General features: G+C 63.9%; 21 protein-coding genes. 12 read left to right on the forward strand and 9 right to left on the reverse strand.

Annotation, left to right across the window (positions count from 1 at the left end; translation table 11 throughout):
- Positions 1-85 precede the first annotated feature (85 nt).
- Entirely contained in the window at positions 86-304 is a 219-nt protein-coding gene (locus AC0L2Z_RS04955) for a hypothetical protein (RefSeq protein WP_023796889.1), read from the forward strand.
- A 9-nt stretch (positions 305-313) separates the two neighbouring features.
- Here the strand turns inward: AC0L2Z_RS04955 and AC0L2Z_RS04960 are convergent, their stop codons facing one another.
- The 4 genes from AC0L2Z_RS04960 to AC0L2Z_RS04975 all read right to left on the reverse strand — a co-directional run bounded on the left by AC0L2Z_RS04960 (position 314) and on the right by AC0L2Z_RS04975 (position 3,687).
- A complete protein-coding gene (locus tag AC0L2Z_RS04960; RefSeq protein ID WP_027152023.1) occupies positions 314-1,072 on the reverse strand; it encodes a M48 family metallopeptidase in 759 nt (252 codons plus the stop codon).
- A gap of 104 nt (positions 1,073-1,176) precedes the next feature.
- Positions 1,177-1,647 (reverse strand): DUF2852 domain-containing protein, encoded by a 471-nt coding sequence (locus tag AC0L2Z_RS04965; protein ID WP_023796888.1) that lies wholly within the window; start codon positions 1,645-1,647, stop codon positions 1,177-1,179.
- 117 nt (positions 1,648-1,764) lie between these two features.
- Positions 1,765-2,907 (reverse strand): benzoate/H(+) symporter BenE family transporter, encoded by a 1,143-nt coding sequence (locus AC0L2Z_RS04970; protein ID WP_473626920.1) that lies wholly within the window; start codon positions 2,905-2,907, stop codon positions 1,765-1,767.
- Between the two features lie 3 nt (positions 2,908-2,910).
- Positions 2,911-3,687, reverse strand: a complete 777-nt coding sequence (locus tag AC0L2Z_RS04975) for an alpha/beta hydrolase (protein ID WP_128170369.1) — start codon at positions 3,685-3,687, stop codon at positions 2,911-2,913.
- A gap of 211 nt (positions 3,688-3,898) precedes the next feature.
- Between AC0L2Z_RS04975 and infC the strand changes: the two genes are divergently transcribed.
- The 8 genes from infC to pheT all read left to right on the forward strand — a co-directional run bounded on the left by infC (position 3,899) and on the right by pheT (position 10,765).
- Complete coding sequence (infC, locus tag AC0L2Z_RS04980; RefSeq protein ID WP_077374810.1) at positions 3,899-4,435, forward strand: translation initiation factor IF-3; 537 nt, start codon at positions 3,899-3,901, stop codon at positions 4,433-4,435.
- A gap of 139 nt (positions 4,436-4,574) precedes the next feature.
- The gene (locus tag AC0L2Z_RS04985; RefSeq protein ID WP_023796884.1) at positions 4,575-5,219 is read left to right on the forward strand and encodes a methyltransferase family protein; all 645 of its coding nucleotides are present in this window, start codon (positions 4,575-4,577) and stop codon (positions 5,217-5,219) included.
- A 51-nt stretch (positions 5,220-5,270) separates the two neighbouring features.
- Positions 5,271-5,927 carry a methyltransferase family protein gene (locus tag AC0L2Z_RS04990; protein ID WP_023796883.1) on the forward strand — a complete coding sequence of 219 codons (657 nt, stop codon included), beginning with the start codon at positions 5,271-5,273 and terminating at the stop codon, positions 5,925-5,927.
- Positions 5,928-6,117: 190 nt separating this feature from the next.
- Complete coding sequence (rpmI, locus tag AC0L2Z_RS04995; RefSeq protein ID WP_006201248.1) at positions 6,118-6,321, forward strand: 50S ribosomal protein L35; 204 nt, start codon at positions 6,118-6,120, stop codon at positions 6,319-6,321.
- 37 nt (positions 6,322-6,358) lie between these two features.
- Entirely contained in the window at positions 6,359-6,760 is a 402-nt protein-coding gene (rplT, locus tag AC0L2Z_RS05000) for a 50S ribosomal protein L20 (RefSeq protein WP_023796882.1), read from the forward strand.
- A gap of 95 nt (positions 6,761-6,855) precedes the next feature.
- Entirely contained in the window at positions 6,856-7,941 is a 1,086-nt protein-coding gene (gene pheS, locus AC0L2Z_RS05005; RefSeq protein WP_023796881.1) for a phenylalanine--tRNA ligase subunit alpha, read from the forward strand.
- Positions 7,938-8,360 (forward strand): GFA family protein, encoded by a 423-nt coding sequence (locus AC0L2Z_RS05010; protein ID WP_027152017.1) that lies wholly within the window; start codon positions 7,938-7,940, stop codon positions 8,358-8,360. The genes pheS and AC0L2Z_RS05010 overlap by 4 nt, the downstream gene beginning before the upstream one ends.
- On the forward strand, positions 8,357-10,765 hold the full coding sequence (pheT, locus tag AC0L2Z_RS05015; protein WP_128170370.1) for a phenylalanine--tRNA ligase subunit beta: 2,409 nt from the start codon (positions 8,357-8,359) through the stop codon (positions 10,763-10,765). Before AC0L2Z_RS05010 ends, pheT begins: the two co-directional genes overlap by 4 nt.
- A 312-nt stretch (positions 10,766-11,077) precedes the next feature.
- On the opposite strand, the gene AC0L2Z_RS05020 is transcribed toward pheT, so the two are convergent.
- Positions 11,078-12,073, reverse strand: coding sequence for an aldo/keto reductase (locus tag AC0L2Z_RS05020; RefSeq protein WP_128170371.1), 996 nt, complete (start codon positions 12,071-12,073; stop codon positions 11,078-11,080).
- A gap of 96 nt (positions 12,074-12,169) precedes the next feature.
- Here AC0L2Z_RS05020 and AC0L2Z_RS05025 point away from each other — a divergent pair, with 96 nt between their 5' ends.
- The 3 genes from AC0L2Z_RS05025 to AC0L2Z_RS05035 all read left to right on the forward strand — a co-directional run bounded on the left by AC0L2Z_RS05025 (position 12,170) and on the right by AC0L2Z_RS05035 (position 15,977).
- Positions 12,170-13,090 (forward strand): LysR family transcriptional regulator, encoded by a 921-nt coding sequence (locus tag AC0L2Z_RS05025; protein WP_023796877.1) that lies wholly within the window; start codon positions 12,170-12,172, stop codon positions 13,088-13,090.
- Positions 13,091-13,295: 205 nt separating this feature from the next.
- Positions 13,296-14,282, forward strand: coding sequence for a Gfo/Idh/MocA family protein (locus AC0L2Z_RS05030; RefSeq protein ID WP_091592606.1), 987 nt, complete (start codon positions 13,296-13,298; stop codon positions 14,280-14,282).
- Between the two features lie 36 nt (positions 14,283-14,318).
- Positions 14,319-15,977, forward strand: a complete 1,659-nt coding sequence (locus AC0L2Z_RS05035; RefSeq protein ID WP_473626921.1) for an FAD-binding dehydrogenase — start codon at positions 14,319-14,321, stop codon at positions 15,975-15,977.
- A gap of 5 nt (positions 15,978-15,982) precedes the next feature.
- On the opposite strand, the gene AC0L2Z_RS05040 is transcribed toward AC0L2Z_RS05035, so the two are convergent.
- From AC0L2Z_RS05040 to AC0L2Z_RS05055, 4 genes are all read right to left on the reverse strand, one after another.
- A complete protein-coding gene (locus AC0L2Z_RS05040) occupies positions 15,983-16,924 on the reverse strand; it encodes an alpha/beta hydrolase (protein ID WP_128170373.1) in 942 nt (313 codons plus the stop codon).
- 237 nt (positions 16,925-17,161) lie between these two features.
- A complete protein-coding gene (locus AC0L2Z_RS05045; protein WP_091592612.1) occupies positions 17,162-17,944 on the reverse strand; it encodes a carnitinyl-CoA dehydratase in 783 nt (260 codons plus the stop codon).
- Position 17,945: 1 nt separating this feature from the next.
- On the reverse strand, positions 17,946-20,015 hold the full coding sequence (locus AC0L2Z_RS05050; protein WP_128170374.1) for an acetate--CoA ligase family protein: 2,070 nt from the start codon (positions 20,013-20,015) through the stop codon (positions 17,946-17,948).
- 3 nt (positions 20,016-20,018) lie between these two features.
- Positions 20,019-21,182 carry an acyl-CoA dehydrogenase family protein gene (locus AC0L2Z_RS05055; protein WP_128170375.1) on the reverse strand — a complete coding sequence of 388 codons (1,164 nt, stop codon included), beginning with the start codon at positions 21,180-21,182 and terminating at the stop codon, positions 20,019-20,021.
- Positions 21,183-21,185 lie beyond the last annotated feature (3 nt).

Here is a 21,185-nt window from a genome sequence, read left to right on the forward strand (position 1 = left end):
ACCGGCGCGGAACGCGCTACCTTCCTAAGACAAGAGAGCGGAACGGGCTACTTACTAAAGATAATACCGACGGGAGCAAACAAGCATGGCAGACGATACCGTCGCCCAACTCAGGCAAAAAGTCGCGCAGGCTCGCGAGGTCATCGCCCATCTGATGGACAAGGCCGCCTTCAACGGCGCCGAGGCACACCGCGCGCTCGACTATTTCGGCAGCAACGCCTTCAAGAAGGACTTCCTGCCATGGCCGCGCCATACCGACGAGGGGCTGCGCCCAGAGGAGTTGAACGCGGCGAATGATGATTGACCGGGCGATCTATTCGAACATGATCGCTTGTAGCGCGCCGCCATTGCGCTTGAGCCAGTCCTTGCAGCGCTCGGTGTCGGGGCAGAGCTGCTCGCACAGCTTCCAGAATTTCGGGCCGTGGTTCATCTCCTTGAGATGCGCCACCTCATGCGCGACGAGATAGTTTATGACCGGTCGCGGCGCCATCATGATGCGCCAGGAGAACGACAGGTTGCCGTCCGACGTGCATGACCCCCAGCGGCTCGACGTGTCCTTGAAGCGGATTGCCTTGGCGCGCTTGCCGATCGTCCCAGTGTGCCTGACCACCAACCGCTCGATCTCGCGCTTGGCCTCGCGCTTGAGGAAATCGGCGATGCGGCGCGGCAGGTGCACGCGCTCGCCATGCACGATCATCAGCGGACCGCGTTCGTCGCACGACAGCGTGACGGTACCGCGTTTCGAGGGCTCATGAACGATGCGATGCGGCACGCCGCGCACCGGAATTTTGATACCGGGCCGCACCTGCGGCCGGTTGGGCACTTTGGCCAGCCGCTGCTCCAGCCAGTCCTGATGGCGGTCAAGGAATTTTTCCACCTCGCCTCGCCGCAGGCCCGGTGGCACGGTGATGCGTAGGCCCCGGCCACCGGAATCGATGCGCAGCGTCAATCGCCGCGCCCGGTCGCTCTCGACGATCTTGAGCGGCAGCGTGCGGCCGGCAACACAATGCTCCCGCTCCACGACGGGGGCGGGCCTGGGTTTGGTCAGGTTGCGGAAGAAGCCGAATGACATGGCCAGGACGATACGTGATTCGAGGAAAACGAATAGAACAAAAAAGAAACGGCGCCGCTGACGCGACGCCGTTTTTGATTATTATTTATGTCGAGGCAAGTGCCTTACTCGTCAAGCAGGCCTGGCGTGGATTTGCCACCGCCGGTTGTGGGCCCGCCGGTTGTGGGCGACGTCGACTTGTTGCGGTTCGCCATGAAGCGGTCGAACTCTTCCTGGTCCTTGGCGCGACGCAATTCCCTGGCGTATTCGTCGAACTCGCTCAGCATCTCGTCGAGCTTGCGGCGCTCTTCATTGAGCCGCTCGAGTTCTTTTTCGCGCCAGTCGTCGAAAGCGACGTTGCCGGTGCGGGCAGAGCCGTGGCCCCAGCGCGCCGCTTTGTCGGAACCGCGGCGGCAGCCGGCGAAGATGCCGTCGGTCGCGCGGTTGACGTCGCGCTTGAAGCCGTCAAGCCGGTCGCCCCAAATGATGTAGGCGAGCATGGCGAGGCCGAGCGGCCAGAACACCATAAAACCGATCACCATCAGAGCGATGGTCGCCGGCGTCCAGGCCGGACGGATCAATGCAGATGTGTTCATTTTCTCCCAATCCTTCAGTTGGAGACAGCCAATCCCGGCTGCGTGGAATCGAAATGGGATGAGAAAAACGGCGATTCAAGACAGTGTCGGCCAAAACCGGACAAGCGTTTGAAATGATTATCGCTTTTTGAGCGTTTCAAGGAAAAGGACGACCAGGCCCGCAATCAGGCCCCAGAACGCCGCACCGACGCCGAATAGCGTCAGCCCCGAGGCGGTGACGGCAAAGGTGACGGTAGCGGCCATGCGTTCGCCGTCTTCCTTCAATGCGATCGACAGCGCGTTGGCGAGCGGCGCCATCAGCGCCAGTCCGGCGACAAGCACGATCAGGCTCTGCGGCAGCACGGCAAAGATCGCCACCAGCGAGGCGCCGAAAATGGCGAAGACGAGGTAGGCAAGCGCGTAGAAGGGACCGGTCTTCCAGCGCTCGCCCGGATCGGGATGCACGTCGGGGCCGGTGCAGATCGCCGCCGAGATCGCCGCCAGGTTGGTGGTCGAGGCCCCGAATGGCGCCGACAGCAACGAAAGCAGGCCGGTGACGCCGATCAGCGGGCCGGGTTCCGGGTGGTAGCCCGCCGCCCTCAGCACGGCGAGGCCGGAGAGGTTCTGCGAGGCCATGGTGACGAGATAAAGCGGCAGCGCCAGGCCGATGATCGCTGTGACGGTGAACTGCGGCGCAATCAGCGTCAATGTCGAAAGTTCCGGGGTCGGCAGACCACCGACCCGGCCGGTGAGGAACGCGGCAGCGCCGCCGCCGATCAGCACCGCCAGCACCGAGAGCGCCGGATTGAACAGGCGGATGACAAAGAAGGTGGCGATCAGCGGCAGGATCAGCCACGGGTCGACGGGAATCGCCTTCACCGCATTGACGGCGAAGGTGACGACGATGCCGGCGAGCATCCCCGACGCGACCGAGGCCGGTATCCTGGCGATCAGCTTGGTCAAGGGCCTGAACAGGCCGGTGGCAATCAGCAAAATCCCGGTGACGATGAAGGCGCCGACGGCCTCGTTGATCGAAAAGCCACTCGATGCCGCGATCAGCGCCACCCCCGGCGTCGACCATGCGGCGATGACCGGCATCCTGGTGCGCCACGACAGCCACAGGCTCTCGATCGCCATCGCGAGGCAGATCGCCGTCACCCAGCTCGCGGTTTCGACTTGCGTCGCGCCGACTGCCTTGGCGGCGGCGATGACGATGGCCAACGTGCCGCCGAAGCCGACAATCGCTGCAACGAAGGCGGATACCGGAATGGAAATGCGCATGTCCTAGCCTGCCTGCCGCACGATGGCATTGACCGCCCGCACCAGCATGTCGAGATCCTGAGGCCGCGACAGGCGATGGTCGCCGTCGGGGATCAGCGACAGCGTGACGTCGTCGGCCGGCAGCAGGCCGACCAGTTTCAGCGCATGGCTCGGCGGCACGTCGGCATCGGCCAGCCCTTGCAATATGTGGACGGGGCAGTGGGTGTCGATCGGCCCGGTCAGCACCCGGTTGTTGCGGCCGTCCTCGATCAGCGCTCGGGTGTAGATGTAAGGCTCGGCCGAATAGTCCGACGGCTCCTCGAAAAAACCTTTCTTGGCAAGATCGCGCTTCTGCGCTTTGGTCAGCGCCGGCTCGACCAACTCGGCGGTGAAATCCGGCGCCGGCGCTAGAAGCACCAGACCGGCGATGCGGTTCTCGCCTGGCGTGTGCAATTCCTGGCGCAATTCCTGGACCATGCGCAGCGCGATCCATGCGCCCATCGAGGAGCCGACCAGGATTTGCCTGCCTTGCGTGAAATGATTGAAGACGGCGAGACTTTGCGAAAGCCAGTTCGAGACGGTGCCGTCCGCAAAGGCGCCGCCCGATTCGCCGTGACCGGAATAGTCGTGGCGTAGGAAAGCCCGGCCTTGCCCGCTCGCCCATTCCGCCAGCTTCTCGGCCTTGGTGCCCAGCATGTCCGACTTGTAGCCGCCGAGCCAGACAATGCCTGGCTCGGCACCCGCAGCGCGCCTGACAGCGATGCTGGTTCCGTCGACGTCGAGAAAAACCGGTGCGGTCATTGCTCACTCCTCACGCAGGTCTTTTGACACAGCGGACGGTTCAACGAAAAGTGCTCGGCAACTTTCTTCGTTTGGTGCAGGCAGAAGTCAGGGAACAGGTGATTTCCTGTGAGCGCTGTGCTATTGACTCCGGCCGCGCGCTCACCACATTGGCGCGTTCGCAATTCTGAATTGAAAACCCCGAACGAAACGGCTCAAGGAGACCACGACCATTCGCAGACCTTTCAAAGCAACGGCGCCCACCAAGGAGGGCCCGCGCTCCAACCGTGACATCCGGGTTCCCCGGGTCCAGCTTATCGACGCCGAAGGCCACAACCATGGCGATGTCTCCATCAACGACGCATTGCTGCTCGCCGAAGAGGCTGGGCTCGATCTGGTCGAGATATCGCCCAACGCAGTGCCGCCCGTCGTAAAAATTCTCGATCTCGGCAAGCTGAAATACGCCAACCAGAAGAAGGCGGCCGAGGCGCGCAAGAACCAGAAGGTCATCGAGATCAAAGAGATCAAGATGCGCCCGAACATCGACAGCCATGACTACGAGACCAAGATGAAAGCGGTCCGGCGGTTTTTCGAGGAAGGTGACAAGGTCAAGCTGACATTGCGCTTTCGCGGCCGCGAGATGGCGCATATGGAACTCGGCATGCAGCTTTTGAACAAGGTTCGCGAGGAAGTTGCACCGATCGCCAAGGTCGAAGCCGAACCGAAGCTCGAAGGCCGCCAGATGATGATGGTGCTGGCGCCCCGCTAGGCGATTCCGCTAAAGCGGTCCCGTCAAAGCAAAGGCCGCTTCGGCGGCCTTTTGTTTGTTTTTGTCTTCGCCATGATTTCTCCGCAAGTTGCATCGACAAGGATTCCGGTTGCCGGTCCTCGCGGCGAAAGGATTGTCCATGGCCGCTGCGGCACGTTCCCCGATTGAAAGATCGTTCGACGAAATGGGCCGCTATCAGCGGCGCCGGCGCGTCCTGCTGGCGCTGCTGATCGGTGCTTTTTGCGCTTTGCTGATCTTCGGCGGCTCCACGCACGATGAACTAGGCCACGAACGCATAGAGGGGCAGTACGGCATCGCCCTGATACTGATCGGGATCGGCGGCCGGCTCTGGTCGATCCTCTATATCGGCGGCCGCAAGTCGGCCGAACTGGTTGCTACCGGCCCATATTCGGTAATGCGCAACCCGCTGTATTTTTTCTCCACCATAGGGGCCGCCGGCATCGGCGCCCAGACCGGCAGCGTGATCGTCTCGGTGGCGTCGGCGGTTTTGTGCGCCGCCGCGTTCTACATCGTCACGCTGCGCGAGGAACGGCATTTGACGACCGTGCTCGGGGCGCCGTACAAGGACTACATCGCACGGGTGCCGCGGTTTTTTCCCAATCCCCGGCTTTATCGCGATCAGGCCGAGGTCACCTTTACACCGCGCATTTTTAATCACACGCTGCGCGACGGCTTGATGTTCGTGGCTTCCGTACCGTTTTTCGAACTCATCGAGTCCGGACAGGAAAGCGGTGTAATTCCCGTCCTCTTCTGGCTGTATTGAGCTGCGGATGCCGCGATCGCCGGCAAGTTCCTCGACGATTGGATTCCCGACATGCTCAATGAAGTTAAATCTGCGCAGGCCGAACAAGCGCAGGCCAGGCGTGCGTTGGGCAGGTATCAGCACGCGCGCAGGATGGTGCTTGCCGCCCTCGTGGTCGTCATGTTCGCAGCGCTGCTGTTTGGCCAGTCTGCTTTTCCTCCCGAAAGCGTGCCGCACGAAACGATCGAAATGGTCGGCGTCCTGCTGATCTTTCTCGGTATTGTCGGGCGCTTGTGGTCGACGCTCTATATCGGCGGACGCAAATCCTCCGAGGTGGTTACCGGCGGACCCTATTCGATCACCCGCAATCCGCTCTATGTCTTCTCCTCGATAGCTGCCGCCGGCGTCGGCGCACAGATGGGCTCGATCACTGCGGCGATCGGCTTCGCGGTGATTTGCGCCGCCGCCTTTCATGTCGTCATCCAGCGCGAAGAGACGTTCCTGAAGGAGGCCTTCGGAACGCCATTCCAGGCCTATATGGCGCGAGTGCCGCGCTTTTTCCCGAAGCTTTCGCTGTATCAGGAAGGCGACACCGGCAGCTTCAAGCCGCGCCTGCTGAGGACGACGCTGCTGGACGGACTGGTGTTCCTCGTCGCCATGCCGTTTTTCGAATCGATCGACGCCGCCCAGCAATCGGGCATACTGCCGGTGCTGTTCCGTTTCCCATAGGCCCATTGTGTGTCGGCAAAGGGTGTGTCGGCACAGGGTGTTGCACGCCGGCCCGCTTTGACGTATAGCACCGCCGTTCCCAAAAACCGCCCGGCAGGGCATGCCGTGGCGGTTTCATTTGCTTTTCGGGCTTTGGTCGGCCTGAAGCGAACAAAAAGCGCGATGATGCGCACATAAACGGAGTAGCAAAATGCCCAAGATGAAGACCAAGTCAGCCGCCAAGAAGCGGTTCAAGATCACAGGTACGGGTAAAGTCCTGTCGGCTGCGGCCGGCAAGCGTCACGGCATGATCAAGCGTTCCAACAAGTTCATTCGAAATGCCCGCGGCACGATGGTTCTGGCTGAACCGGATGGCAAGAAGGTCATCAAGAATTTTCTGCCGAACGGCCTCTAAGGCATTCGGTCTGGACAAGTTTTAAGGAGATCATGACATGGCACGCGTAAAAAGAGGCGTCACCTCGCACGCCAAGCACAAAAAGGTCCTGAAAGCCGCCAAGGGTTTCTACGGCCGCCGCAAGAACACCATTCGCATCGCCAAGCAGGCGGTGGAAAAGTCGCTGCAGTATGCCTACCGCGACCGCAAGAACCGTAAGCGTTCGTTCCGCGCTCTGTGGATCCAGCGCATCAATGCCGCGACCCACGAGCATGGCCTGACCTATGGCCGGTTCATCGACGGTCTCAACAAGGCCGGCATTGAGATCGATCGCAAGGTCCTGTCGGACATGGCCATCCACGAGCCGCAGGCATTTGCCGCCCTTGTGGCCAAGGCCAAGGTCGCGCTCGAGTACCTCAAGAACACCACGCCGAACGCTTTTGAAAGCGCTGTAGCCTAACCAGCGCCTTCCCAAGCACATCGACACTTGATTTGGGAAACCCGCGCTGGCAGGGCTGGCGCGGGTTTTTCTTTGCCTTCAATCGAGTCTGAAACATGAGTGACATGGAAACTCTCGAAAATTCCCTGATGAGCGACATTGCGTCGGCCGCCGACGAGCAGGCGATCGAAGCCGTGCGTATTTCAGCGCTCGGCAAGAAGGGCTCGGTCTCCGAAATGCTGAAGACGCTCGGCTCGATGAGCGCAGAAGAGCGCCAGATAAAAGGCCCGGCGATCAACGGTCTCAAGAACCGCATCACCGAGGCGCTTACCGCGCGCCGCGCCGAACTCAAGGACGCAGCGATCGCGGCACGGCTCGCGGCGGAAAAGGTCGACGTCACACTGCCGGTGCGGCAATCGCCGGCCGAGCGCGGCCGCATCCATCCGATCAGCCAGGTCAGCGACGAGATTGCCGCGATCTTCGGCGACCTCGGCTTTGCCATCGCCGAAGGTCCCGATATCGAGACCGATTACTACAATTTCACTGCGCTGAACTTCCCGGAAGGCCACCCGGCGCGCGAGATGCATGACACCTTCTTTTTCCAGCCGGACGAGAAGGGCGAGCGCAAGCTTTTGCGCACCCACACCTCGCCGGTGCAGATCCGCACCATGGAGATGCAGAAGCCGCCGATCCGCATCGTCATTCCCGGAAAAACCTACCGCCAGGATTCCGATGCCACGCACTCGCCGATGTTCCATCAGGTCGAAGGGCTGGTGATCGACAGATCAGCCAACGTCGCCAACATGAAATGGGTGCTGGAGGAGTTCTGCAAGGCCTTCTTCGAGGTACGCCAGGTCAAGATGCGCTTCCGGCCGAGCTTCTTCCCGTTCACCGAACCCAGCATGGAGGTCGACATCCAGTGCGACCGTTCGCGGCCGGGCGAGGTGCGCTTTGGCGAAGGCTCCGACTGGATGGAGATCCTCGGCTGCGGCATGGTCCACCCCAATGTGCTGAGATATGGCGGGCTCGATCCCGACGAATATCAGGGCTTTGCCTGGGGCATGGGCATCGATCGCATCGCCATGCTGAAATACGGCATGCCGGACCTGCGCGCCTTCTTCGACGCCGATGTGCGCTGGCTGTCGCATTACGGCTTCCGGCCGCTCGACATGCCGACGCTGTTCGCAGGCTTGAGCACATGACAGCGGCCCACACCGGCGGCTGCCGCTGCGGCGCCGTGCGGTTCGAGGCTTCGGCCGAACCGCACCATGTCAGCTATTGCCATTGCGGCGATTGCCGGCGGGCCAGCGGCGCGCCGGTATCGGCCTTCGTCGGCTTCATCACCGAGCAGGTCGCCTTCACGGGTAAGGCGCTGAAGATGTTCGAGAACGGGCCGGTGACGCGCTCCTTTTGCGGCATCTGCGGCTCGCCGATCGCCTATGTCGATGAGCGGCTGGCCGACCACATCTACTTCATGCTCGGCGCCATGGACATGCCGGCCTATTTCAAGCCGACGCACCACGCCCATGTGCGCGAGCAGCTTCCCTTCGTGCACATGCCGGATGACTTGCCGAGACATCTGAAGACCAGCGTGCCCAGACCAGACGGAACACAGTCATGAAATTCACCCTCTCCTGGCTCAAGGACCACCTCGAGACCGACGCCTCGCTCAACGAGATCGTCGAGCGGCTGACCTCGATCGGCCTCGAAGTCGAGCATGTCGACGACAGATCGAGCCTAAAACCCTTCGTCATCGCCAAGGTGCTGGCGGCGGTGCAGCACCCCGATGCCGATCGGTTGCGCGTGCTGACGGTCGATACCGGCGACGGCAAGGCACCCGTGCAGGTTGTGTGCGGAGCGCCGAACGCCCGCGCGGGCCTGATCGGCGCCTTTGCAGCGCCCGGCACCTATGTTCCGGGCATCGACGTGACGCTGACGGTGGGCAAGATCAGGGGTGTCGAAAGCCACGGCATGATGTGCTCCGAGCGCGAGCTCGAGCTTTCCGAAGAGCATGACGGCATCATCGATCTGCCGGCCGATGCGCCGGTCGGCACCAGCTTCGCCGCCTATGCCCATCTCGACGATCCGGTCATAGAGATCAATTTGACGCCGAACCGTCCGGACGCGACCAGCGTCTACGGCATTGCCCGCGATCTGGCGGCGAGCGGGCTCGGCCGCCTCGTCGGCGGCGCGATCATGCCGCATGCCGGCAGCGGCATGTGCCCGGTGAAGGTGACGATCGAAGCCCCGGAGCTCTGCCCCGGCTTCGCCCTGAGATTGGTGAAAGGCGTGAACAACGGACCGTCGCCGAAATGGCTGCAGCAGCGGCTGATCGCCATTGGGCTTCGGCCGATCAGCGCGCTGGTCGATATCACCAATTTCGTCACCTTCGATCGCGGCCGGCCGCTGCATGTGTTCGACGCGAACAAGGTCGCCGGCAACCTTACCGTGCGCCGGGCGCGTGACGGTGAAAAGGTGCTGGCGCTTGACGGCCGCGAATACACGCTGACGCCTGACATGTGCGTGATAGCAGACCAGGACGGCGTCGAATCGATCGCCGGCATCATGGGCGGCGAACATTCCGGCTGCGACGAGAACACCACCGACGTGCTGATCGAATCGGCGCTGTGGGATCCGATCACCACGGCCCGCACCGGCCGCACGCTCGGCATCATCAGCGATGCGCGCTACCGCTTCGAGCGCGGCGTCGACCCGGAATTCATGGTGCCCGGCGTGGAGTTGGCGACCAAGCTGGTGCTGGACTTCTGCGGCGGCACGCCGACCGAAACCGAAGTCGTCGGCTATGCCGGTCACGCGCCGAAGATCGTTTCCTTCCCGCTGTCGGAAGTGAGGCGGCTGACCGGCACAGAGGTGCCCATGGAGGAGAGCCTCGCCATTCTTTCGCGCCTCGGCTTCAAGCCGGAAGGCGCGGGCGATGTCGTCGATGTGGCGGTGCCGTCCTGGCGGCCGGATGTCGACGGCAAGGCCGATCTGGTCGAGGAGGTCATGCGCATCCATGGCGTCGACAACATCGCGCCGCAGCCGCTCGGCGCGCACGATGCCGTCAACGCCAAGATCCTGACTGTCCTGCAGGTCCGCACCCGCGCCGCCAAGCGGGCGCTGGCGGTGCGCGGCATGATGGAGGCGGTCACCTGGTCGTTCATTCCGGCAAAACATGCCGAACTGTTCGGCGGCGGCCAGACCGCACTCAGGCTCGCCAATCCGATCGCTGCCGACATGTCCGACATGCGGCCGTCGCTGCTGCCGGGCCTGATCGCCGCCGCGCAGCGCAATGCCGACAAGGGCATCGGCGATGTAGCGCTGTTCGAAGTGTCCGGCACCTACGAGGGTGACGCGGCCGACCAGCAGCGGCGCGTCGCCGCCGGCGTGCGGCGCGGCACGGCCAAGCTCGAAGGCTCCAGCCGCCACTGGGCCGGCAATGCCGATCCGGTCGGCGTGTTCGACGCCAAGGCCGACGCGATCGCAGCACTTGAAGCCTGCGGTGCGCCGGTCGAGCGGCTGCAGATCGAGGCCGGCGGCCCGGCCTGGTATCATCCCGGCCGCTCCGGCACGATCAAGCTCGGGCCCAAGGTCATTTTGGGCACGTTCGGCGAGTTCCACCCGAAGACGCTGGAGGAACTCGACGTCTCCGGGCCGCTCTGCGGCTTCGAGGTTTTCATCGATGCCGTGCCCGAGCCGAAGGCCAAGCCGACGCGGACAAAACCGAGACTGGAACTGTCCGCCTTCCAGGCGGTCAAGCGCGATTTCGCCTTCGTTGTCGACAAGGCGGTCGAAGCCGGCACGCTGACCCGCGCAGCCCTTGCCGCCGACAGGAAGCTGATCACCAACGTCTCGGTCTTCGATGTTTTCGAAGGGGCGTCACTCGGCGCAGCCAAGAAATCGATCGCCATTGAAGTGTCGATCCAGCCGGTCGAAAGGACGCTGACCGACGAGGATTTCGAGGCGCTGGCCAAGCGCATCGTCGAGAATGTGCAAAAGCAGACCGGTGGCGTGCTCAGAGCCTGACGCTGCGAGCACATGGCGATCACTGTCGTGCCGTGGTGAGCCGAGTATTCTCCGCAGAAGTTGGCGGGACAGCGCCCTCTCTGTCCTGTCGGACATCTCCTCCGATAGGGGTGAGAATGGCTGTTTCGCCGTCCCGCCATCTTACGGCGTTGGCAGTTGGCGAAAGTGGGAGAGATCCAATCTCCCCACTTGAGGGGGAGATGTCCGGCAGGACAGAGGGGGGTGTCTCGCGCCCACGTCTCGCAATTGTTGCGCGGGGCTCGAAAAAGGCGCATCGAAACGCCCCGTTTCGATTACTCCGTAGATCACCGTTCATCCATTGACCAGCGCCAGCATTTCTTCGGTGTAGCGCTTGCCGACGACCTTCTCCGGCGACAGGGCGTCGCCAATGGCCGCCACCTCCGCCTGGCTCAGCGCAATCTGTGCTGCTGCCGCATTCTGCTCGAGATGGCGGATTTTTCGCGCACCGGGGATCGGCACGATGAAATCGCCCTGATGCAGCACCCAGGCGAGCGCCAGCTGCGCCGGCGTCACGCCCTTGTCCGCCGCCATTGTCTCCAGCGTGGCGACAACGGCCGCATTGGCGGCCATGGCGTCGGCCTGGAAGCGCGGTAGTCCACGCCGCCAGTCATCGGCACCGAGCACCTCTGGCTTGGCGATCGTTCCGGTCAGCAGGCCGCGGCCGAGCGGGCTGTAGGGGACAAAGCCGATGCCGAGTTCGCGGCAGACGGCGAACACCTCTTCCTCCGGATCGCGGCTCCACAGCGAATATTCGCTCTGCACGGCTGATATCGGATGCACCGCATGCGCCCGGCGAATGGTCACCGCGCTCGCCTCCGACAGGCCGAGCGCGCGCACCTTGCCCTCGCGCACCAGCTCGGCCATGGCGCCGACCGTATCCTCGATCGGCACATTGGGATCGACGCGATGCTGGTAGTACAGGTCGATCACCTCGGTGCCCAGCCGCTTCAATGACGCTTCGGCCACCGCCTTGACGTGTTCGGGGCGGCTGTCGACACCCGCCATGCGCTCGACGCCGTTGCCTTCTTCAAGGATTTTGAAACCGAATTTCGTCGCGATCGTCACTTGGTCACGTACCGGCTTCAGCGCCTTGCCGAGCAGGATCTCATTCTCGTACGGGCCATAGACCTCGGCCGTGTCGAAGAAATTGACGCCGATATCGACGGCGCGGCGAAGTGTGGCGATCGCGTCCACCTCCGGCTGGCCGCCATAGCCGAAGCTCATCCCCATGCAGCCGAGGCCGACCGGATAGACGTCAAGTTCATTTCCAAGCTTGCGGGTTTGCATCACGCGTCTCCTTGTTGTGATGCGACAGAGATAGCGCCTTGCACCGCGTTCTATAATCGGCTCTTACTCGCACGGGCTGTTCTAAAAGATAGATCAATGAACCGAACGCATCTCTCCCAACTTGCGGTGCTGGCAACCGTCGCCCAGTGCGGCAGCTTTCGCGGTGCGGCCAAGGAGCTTGGCATAGCGCCCTCCGCAGTCAGCCATGCGGTTTCCAGCCTGGAGGCGCGTCTTGGCGTGCGGCTCCTGGCGCGCAGCACGCGCAGCGTCGCCCCGACCGAGGAAGGCGCGCAGCTGCTCGAGCGGCTGAGGCCGGCGCTGTCGGAAATCGATCTGGCGCTGGAATCGGCGGTCGAGGCGCGCGACCGGCCGGCTGGCAATCTCCGGCTGACCGTGCCGCGCACCGCCGCCCACCTGGCGCTGACGCCGCGGCTCGGTGCCTTTGCATCGGCCTATCCCGACATCGTGCTGGAGATCGTCATCGAAGACCGCTTCACCGATGTGGTCGAAGGCGGCTTCGACGCCGGCGTCCGGCTCGGCGAGAGCCTGCAACGCGACATGATCGCTGTGCGCATCGGTCCAAACCTTCGCGGCGCCGTCGTCGGCGCGCCATCCTATTTCGCGACCATGCCCAGGCCGCGCCATCCACACGATCTCGTCGGTCACCGTTGCATCCGCTTCCGTTTCTCCAGCGGCATCCTCTACCGCTGGGAATTCGAGAAGGACGGCGAGGAGATCGAACTGGCGGTGCAAGGGCCGCTGATCCTCGACGAGGACCATCTGATCGCCAATGCGGCGGCCGACGGCGCTGGGCTTGCCTTCCTGTTCGAGGACTATGTCCGCGAGGCGTTGGCCACCGGCCGGCTCATTCGCGTGCTGGAAGACTGGTGCCCGCCCTTCGACGGTTTCTTCGCCTACTACCCGAGCCGCCGCCAGATGCGGCCGGCGCTGCGAGCCTTTGTCGATTTCTTCAAGATAGAAAGCCGGCTTGTAGGAGCGTCGTCGGCTTCGACATGACACATACAGGTAGAAGGGGATAGCCTTTGCAGGACCTGGTTTCCTCCCCTTTTGCGGAGACGAGGAACCCAAGCTCTGCGGAGGGCAGCGCCGGCATCCGAACAAGCCGCAGACGATCGGCTTGCTCGCTGCCATGCTTCGCATTGGCTTTTTTGCCGATTTCAGGCAAACCTCCACGCCTGCAATTTGAAGAGGGAGAAGCCTGATGTTCCGATGGGGTGTTTTGTCGACGGCCAAGATCGGCCGCGAGCATCTTTTGCCTGCAATGGTCGAGGCGGAGAACGGCGTGCTGTCGGCGATCGCCAGCCGCGACCTGTCGAAAGCCCGTGCCCTGGCCGATCGGTTCGGCGCCCCCCATGCCTTCGGCTCCTATGACGAGCTGCTCGCATCCAGGGATGTCGACGGCGTCTACATCCCGCTGCCGACCGCCCAGCATGTCGAATGGACCGCCAAGGCGATCGAGGCCGGCAAGCATGTTCTGGTCGAAAAGCCGCTGGCGCTCGACGCCAGGGACATTCCGCCGCTGATCAAGCTGCGCGACGCCAAAAACGTGCTGGTCTGCGAAGCCTTCATGGTCGTCTACCACCCGCAATGGGTCAAGGTGCGCGAGCTGATCGCCAACGGCGCCATCGGCCGGCTGCGCCATGTCCAGGGCGCGTTCTCCTACTACAATGTCGATCCCAAGAACATGCGCAACCAGCTCGACCTCGGTGGCGGCGCGTTGCCCGACATCGGCGTCTACCCGACGGTGTCGACGCGCTTTTCGACGGGCAAGGAGCCGCTGCGCGTCCAGGCGACGATCGAGCGCGACAAGACATTCGGCACCGACATCTACTCCTCGATCCGCGCCGATTTCGGCGACTTCGAATTGTCGTTCTATCTGTCGACGCAGATGGCGGCGCGGCAGGTGATGGTGTTCCACGGCGAGAAGGGCTTCATCGAGGTGCTTTCGCCGTTCAACGCCGGCATCTACGACCACCATCGCATCGAGCTGCACAACCAGAACCACAGCGAGGCGCAAGTGTTCCGCTTCCCCGGCATGCAGCAATACCGGCTGGAGGTCGAGGCCTTCGCGCGGGCGGCACAGGGCGGCACCGACCGCGTCTTCACGCTGGAAGAGTCCGTGCTCAACCAGAAGGTCATCGACGCCATCTTCCGCGCCGGCGAGAAGGAAGGCTGGGAGACGGTCTGACAATCGTCAGCCGGGGAGGAGAGCCGGGGGGAGAAAGTGACTGACGATGCGGATGTGATCATTGTCGGCGCCGGCCTTGCCGGGCTCGTCGCGGCGGCCGAGCTGGCCGAGGCCGGCAAGAAGACCATCGTTGTCGACCAGGAGCCTGAACAGTCGCTCGGGGGCCAGGCGTTCTGGTCGCTTGGCGGCATCTTCCTCGTCGATTCGCCCGAGCAGCGGCGCATGCGCATCCGCGATTCGCATGATCTGGCGCTCGAGGACTGGCTTGGCGCCGCCGCCTTCGACCGTGCGGAAGATTTTTGGCCGCGCCGCTGGGCCGAGGCCTATGTCGGCTTCGCCGCCGGCGAGAAGCGCTCCTGGCTGACGCAGCGCGGCATGAAGTTCTTCCCAATCGTCGGCTGGGCCGAGCGCGGCGGCGGCAACGCCGTCGGCCACGGCAATTCGGTGCCGCGCTTTCACGTCACCTGGGGCACCGGGCCGGGCGTGCTCGACCCGTTCGTACGGCGCGTGCGCGAGGCCGAGAATAGCGGGCTGATCCGATTCAAATTCCGCCACCGGGTCAACGAACTGACGCAGACAGGCGCCGCCGTGAATGGCGTGCGCGGCGACATGCTTGAGCCGAGCGATGTCGAGCGCGGCCGCAGGAGTTCGCGCGATATCGCCGGCGATTTCGAGCTCAAGGCGCAAGCGGTCATCGTCGCCTCCGGCGGCATCGGCGGCAATCCCGAGCTTGTCCGCAAAAACTGGCCGCAGCGGCTCGGCACGCCGCCCAAGTGCATGATCTCTGGCGTTCCCGACCATGTCGACGGCCGCATGCTGGCGATCACCGAACAGGCCGGCGGCAGCATCATCAACCGCGACCGCATGTGGCACTATGTCGAAGGCATCAGGAACTGGGCGCCGCTCTGGACCGACCATGCAATCCGCATCCTGCCCGGCCCGTCGTCGCTGTGGCTCGACGCCCGCGGCAAGCGCCTGCCGGTGCCGCTCTATCCCGGCTTCGACACGCTGGGCACGCTCAGCCACATCATGAGCACCGGCTTCGATTATTCCTGGTTCATCCTGACCAAAAAGATCATCCAGAAGGAGTTCGCCCTGTCGGGCTCCGAGCAGAACCCCGACCTCACCGGAAAAAGCTGGCGCCAAGTGCTTGGCCGCGCCACATCGGGCGTTCCCGGTCCGGTAAAGGCGTTCATGGAGAAGGGCGAGGATTTCATCGTCGAGCCTGATTTGCCGGCGCTGGTCGCCCGCATGAACGCGCTTGTCGGCGGCGAGCCGCTGCTCGAACTGGCGCAGGTCGAGCACGAAATCCGCGCCCGTGACCGGCAGCTCGACAATCCGTTCTCCAAGGATATGCAGATCACCGCCTTGCGCGGCGCCCGAGCCTATCTCGGCGACCGGCTGATCCGCACGGCCAAGCCGCACAAGATGCTCGACCCTGCCAATGGGCCGCTGATCGCGGTCAGGCTCAACATCCTGACCCGCAAGACGCTGGGCGGTTTGCAGACCGATCTCGACAGCCGCGTCCTGGGTACCGATGGCCAACCGGTCGAAGGATTGTACGCGGTTGGCGAAGCCGCCGGTTTCGGCGGCGGCGGCATGCATGGCTATGCGGCGCTGGAAGGGACGTTTCTTGGCGGCTGCATTTTTTCAGGCCGCAGCGCCGGCCGGGCGGCGTCCCGGGCAGTGGGGTAGGACCCTCACCAGATCCATTCGCCGCGTCCCAGAGCCGACACCGCGTCGATGATCCGGGAAAAGCTCGACCGCGCACGACCGACCGTGTGCCGGCCTCTGAGATAGCCATGCACCAGCCCCGGCTCTTCGAACCAGTAGGCGTGACCCTCCTCCGCGACGAGGCGGTCGCGATAAGCCTCGCCGTCTGACGACAGCGGGTCGCATTGGGCGGTGATCAGCACAGTCGGCGGCAGATTGGCAAAATCGGCATCGGCCAGCGGCGACAGCGTGAGATCGCCGGTGCGGTCTTCGCCGCCGGTCCTGATATTCGTGTAGAAATCGAGGTCGCGGACCGTCAGCATCGGCGCCTCGGCATGGGTCACGTAAGAGCTTTGCGAGCGGTCGCCGCCAAGGCCGGGATAGATCAGCACCTGGCCGATCGGCCTTCGTGCATGGCCGCGCGTCGCATGGCTGACCGCGGCGGCAAGATTGCCGCCGGCGCTGTCGCCGCAAAGCAGGATCGGGCGCTTGTAGGTCGTCGCCGCCCATTCGAAGGCGCTGATGGCATCGTCGAAGCCGGCCGGATGCAGATGTTCCGGCGCCAGCCGGTAATCGACCGAAACCAGCTCATAGCCGGTGCGGCTGCAAAGCTCGGCGCAGAGGTCGTCATGGCTGTCGAGCCCGCCGAGGATATAACCGCCGCCATGGAAATAAAGCACCATCGCCGCCGCTTCCGGCGCGGGTGTGCGGTAGATGCGGATCGGGATGGGATGCGAAGGCGTGGCAATGGCGGTGGTCTCCGCCGTAACGTTGTCTGGGTGGCCGGCAGAGAATTCACGGCACATGCGGTCGTAGATGTCGCGCTGCTGATCGATCGTGTAGTCGATCGCATCAGGCGGATAGTAGGAATTGGTCCGTTCGATGAAGGCCCAGGTCTCGGCGTCGATCAGTTTTTTGTAGTCGGTCATGGACGCTGACCGGATCGCAACGAATTCGCCTGGACACCCCCCTCTGGCCTGCCCTGTTTGACAGAATTTGGCATCTCCCCCTCAAGGGGGGAGATTGGCAGCTTCGGCCTTGCAGCCCATCTTGCAACGTTGGAGATTGGCGAAAATCGAAGCGACATCCGATCTCCCCCCTTGAGGGGGAGATGGCCGGCAGGCCAGAGGGGGGTGTGACGGAGTGCCGTCATTTCAACAATACCTTCACTTCCCCTTCCACACTGGGTCGCGCTTTTCGGCAAAGGCGCGAAAACCCTCGAGATTGTCCTCCGAGCCGTACAGTGCGTCAACCGTCGGCAATTGGCGGCGCGTCACCCGGTTCATCGCGTCCTGGAAGGTGAGTGCTTCGGCGACCCGCGCCGTCTCCTTGATCGCGGCAAAGACCAGCGGCGGACCCCCGGCGAGCAGTCGTGCGATCTCCCACACGCGATCCTCGAGCTTCTCCTTGGGCAGAACCTCGTTGACCAGACCCCAGCGATGCGCTTCGGCGACATCCATCCAGCGGCCGGTGAACAAAAGGTCCATGGCGACATGATAGGGAATGCGCTTCGGCAGCTTGATCGTCGCTGCATCGGCCAGCGTGCCGGCGCGAATTTCCGGCAGCGCAAAGGAGGAGTGATCCGACGCGTAGATGAGGTCGCAGGACAGCGCCAGCTCGAAGCCGCCGCCGACCGCCATGCCGTTGACGCAGGCGATGACCGGCTTGTTGAGATCGCGCAGCTCCTGCAGCCCACCGAACCCGCCGACGCCATAGTCGCCGTCGACAGCATCGCCGCCGGCCGCGGCTTTCAGGTCCCAGCCGGCGCAGAAGAACTTGTCGCCGGCGGTCTTGACGATGGCGACCCGCAGATCCGGATCGTCGCGGAACGCCTTGAAGGTCTCGCCCATCAGCCGCGAGGTGTTGAGGTCGATAGCGTTGGCCTTGGGCCGATCGAGCGTGACTTCGAGGATCGTGCCCTCGCGGCGGGTGGTGATGACGTCAGACATTCTAGTTTTCTCCAAGCACCAGCAGCGCGTCGGCGATCCAGGCGCCTTTGCCTTGCGCGCAGACGATCAGCGGGTTGATGTCGAGCTCCTCGATCTCGCCGGCATTTTTCTGCACGAAGGCGGCGATGCCTGATATCGCCTCGATGGCCGCCGCGAGATCGGCCTTGGGCCGGCCGCGATAGCCTTCGAGCAGCGGGAACAATTTGAGCCGGCGCAATGCCGCCTCGATGTCGTCGCGGGTCGCCGGCAGCATCAGCGTGACGCTGTCGCGCAGCAGCTCGACCAGCACACCACCGGTGCCCAGCGTCATCACCGCGCCGAACATCGGGTCACGGGTGAAGCCGACGAGCAGTTCGGCGACGCCGTCGCGCACCATGCGCTCGACATAGAGGCCGGTGCCGAGCGCATCGAGATCATGGGCGGCCGTGCTGACGGATTCGGCGTCCCTGAGGTTGAGCCGAACCGCGTCAAGCTCGGATTTGTGGGTGACGCCCAAAGCCTTCAGCGCAACCGGAAAACCGAGCGCCATCGAGGAGATGACCGCCTCGACCGCATTGCCGGCGCGTTCACCGCTCGGCACGGGGAGCCCGGCCTCGATCAGCCGCGCTTTCGCCTCGGCCTCATCAGGCGTGACATGGTCGCCGGCCGGCGCCCCGGAAGCGGAGGTGTCGATCGGCTGCGCCTGCGGCTCGCGCCAGGCCCAGCCGATGAAGGCGGCCGCCTGGGCGGCGTCCATGGCTTCGGAAATGCCGAACAACGGCACCATGCCGCGTCCCATCAGCCCGGCGGTGTATTCCTCGGGCAGGTTTTCCGGCAGCGAGGAGACGATCGCGCCCTGCGCCTTGTTGGTCTTCAGCGCCGATTCGAAGGCGCGCAGCGTCGTCCACCAGTCGGTGTCGGAGCAGCGGTCGGGGCGCGGGAAATCGAGCACCAGCATGTTGAGGTCGAAGCCGCCCGACACCATGGCGGTGAAGGTGGCGGTCATCGCCGGCTCGTTGTTCCAGATGAAGGTGTGGTAGTCGAGCGGGTTGGCCACCGCAACCAGCGGCCCGAGCGTCGATTTGACGTGGGCGCGGTGGGTGTCGGTCAGCGCCGGGAAATTGACCCAGCGGCCTTCGGCGCTGTCGGCCATGACAGACGCTTCGCCGCCCGAACAGCTCATCGACGACAGCCGGTAGCCGGGCAGGGGGCCGGTGACGTGCAGCAGCTTGAGCGCCTCGATGAAGGCAGGGATGGAATCGACGCGGGCGATGCCGAGCCGCTTCAGGAAGGCGCCCGAGGCAGCGTCCGAGCCGGCCAGCGACGCGGTATGCGACACCGTTGCTTGCCGCGCCTGCTCGGAGCGGCCAACCTTCATGGCGATGATCGGTTTCTTCAGCTCTCGCGCCCGCGCGGCCAGCCTTTCGAAGCCGGCTACCGAATCGAACGCCTCGATATGCAGGCCGAGCGAAGTGACCCGATCGTCCTCGATCAGGCCGAGCGCCATTTCCGAAAGGCCGGTCTGTGCCTGGTTGCCGGCGGTCATCAGAAAGGCGATCGGCAGGCCGCGCTTCTGCATCGTCATGTTGATGGCGATGTTCGACGACTGGGTGATGATGGCGACGCCGCGGCCGCCCTCGGCCAGCCTGATGCCGCCATGCTGGTCGGGCCATAAAAGCGCGCCGTCGGCATAATTGATCAGGCCGTAGCAGTTCGGCCCGATGATCGGCATCTGGCCCGCCGCAGCGACCAGTTCCGCCTGCAATCGCTCGCCATGCTCGTCATAAGCCTCGGTCTCGAGAAAGCCGGCGGCAAAGCAGACGGCGCCGCCGGCACCGCGCTCGGCCAGCGCCTTGACCACCTCGATGGTCGAATGCCGGTTGACGCCGACAAAGGCGGCGTCCGGGGCGCCGGGCAGGTCGGCCACCGAACGGTAGGCCTTGCGACCGGCGACTTCGTCCTTGGTCGGGTGCACCGGCCAGATCGCGCCGGCAAAGCCCATCTTGATCGACTGCGCGACGACGGCGGCGGCCTGTGCGCCGCCGAACACGGCAATCGTGCGCGGGCGCAAGAGGCGCTCAAGTTTGTGCATTGATCAGCCCCCGAACGGGCGCAGCAGCGCCCGTGAAATGATGTGGCGCTGGATTTCCGACGTGCCTTCCCAGATGCGCTCGACGCGGGCGTCGCGCCAGATGCGTTCCAGCGGCAGATCGTCCATCAGCCCCATGCCGCCATGGATCTGGATCGCCTCGTCGGCGACGAAGGCAAGCATCTCGGTGGCCTTCAGCTTGGCCATGGCCATGTCCTGATCGGTGACGGTGCCCTGATCGTACTTCCAGCCGGCTTCGAACACCATCAGGTCGGCCGCTTTCAGTTCTGTCGCCATATCGGCAAGCTTGAATGAAACGCCTTGGAACTTGCCGATCTGCTGGCCGAACTGCTGGCGCTGCGCGGCGTATTCGATCGCATGGCCAAGCGCCCGCTCGGCCCGGCCGAGACAGGTCGCGCCGACCTGCAGGCGGGTTGCGCCAAGCCACGAATTGGCGACGTCGAAACCCTTGTGGACCTCGCCCAGAACCTGGGCTCCGGGTAGCCGGCAATCGTCGAATTCGAGGATGGCGTTGGTGTAACCGCGGTGCGAGACGTTGCGGTAGCCGTCACGCACCGTAAAACCCTTGGTGCCCTTGTCGACGAAGAAGGCGGTGATCTTCTTGCGTTTTCCACGCGGCGTCTCCTCTTCGCCCGAAGCCATGAAGACGATGGCGAAATCGGCAAGATCGGCATGGCTGATGAAGTGTTTGGTGCCGTTCAGCACCCAGTCGTCGCCGTCCTGAACCGCGGTCGCCTTCATGCCGCGCAGATCGGAGCCGGCGCCCGGCTCGGTCATCGCCAGGCAATCCCATTTCTCGCCGCGAATGCAGGGATAAAGATACTTTTCGCGCTGCTCCGGCGTGCCGGCCAAGAGGATGTTGGAAGGCCGCGCCACGCAGGTCCAGTGCAGCGCGTAATTGGCGCGGCCAAGTTCCTTTTCGTAAAGCAGCCAGGTCACCGTATCGAGGCCGGCGCCACCGACCTCCGCAGGCATGTTGGCGGCATAGAGCCCGGCTTCGATCGCCTTGGCCTTGATCTCATCGATCAGCTCGCGGCGCAGCACGCCGGTGCGCTCCACCTCGCGCTCATGCGGGTAAAGCTCGTTCTCGACGAAGGCGCGCGTCGTCTCGACGATCAGTTTCTGTTCCTCGGAGAGGCCAAAATCCATGGT

The sequence above is a fragment of the Mesorhizobium sp. WSM4850 genome, from assembly GCF_055811735.1.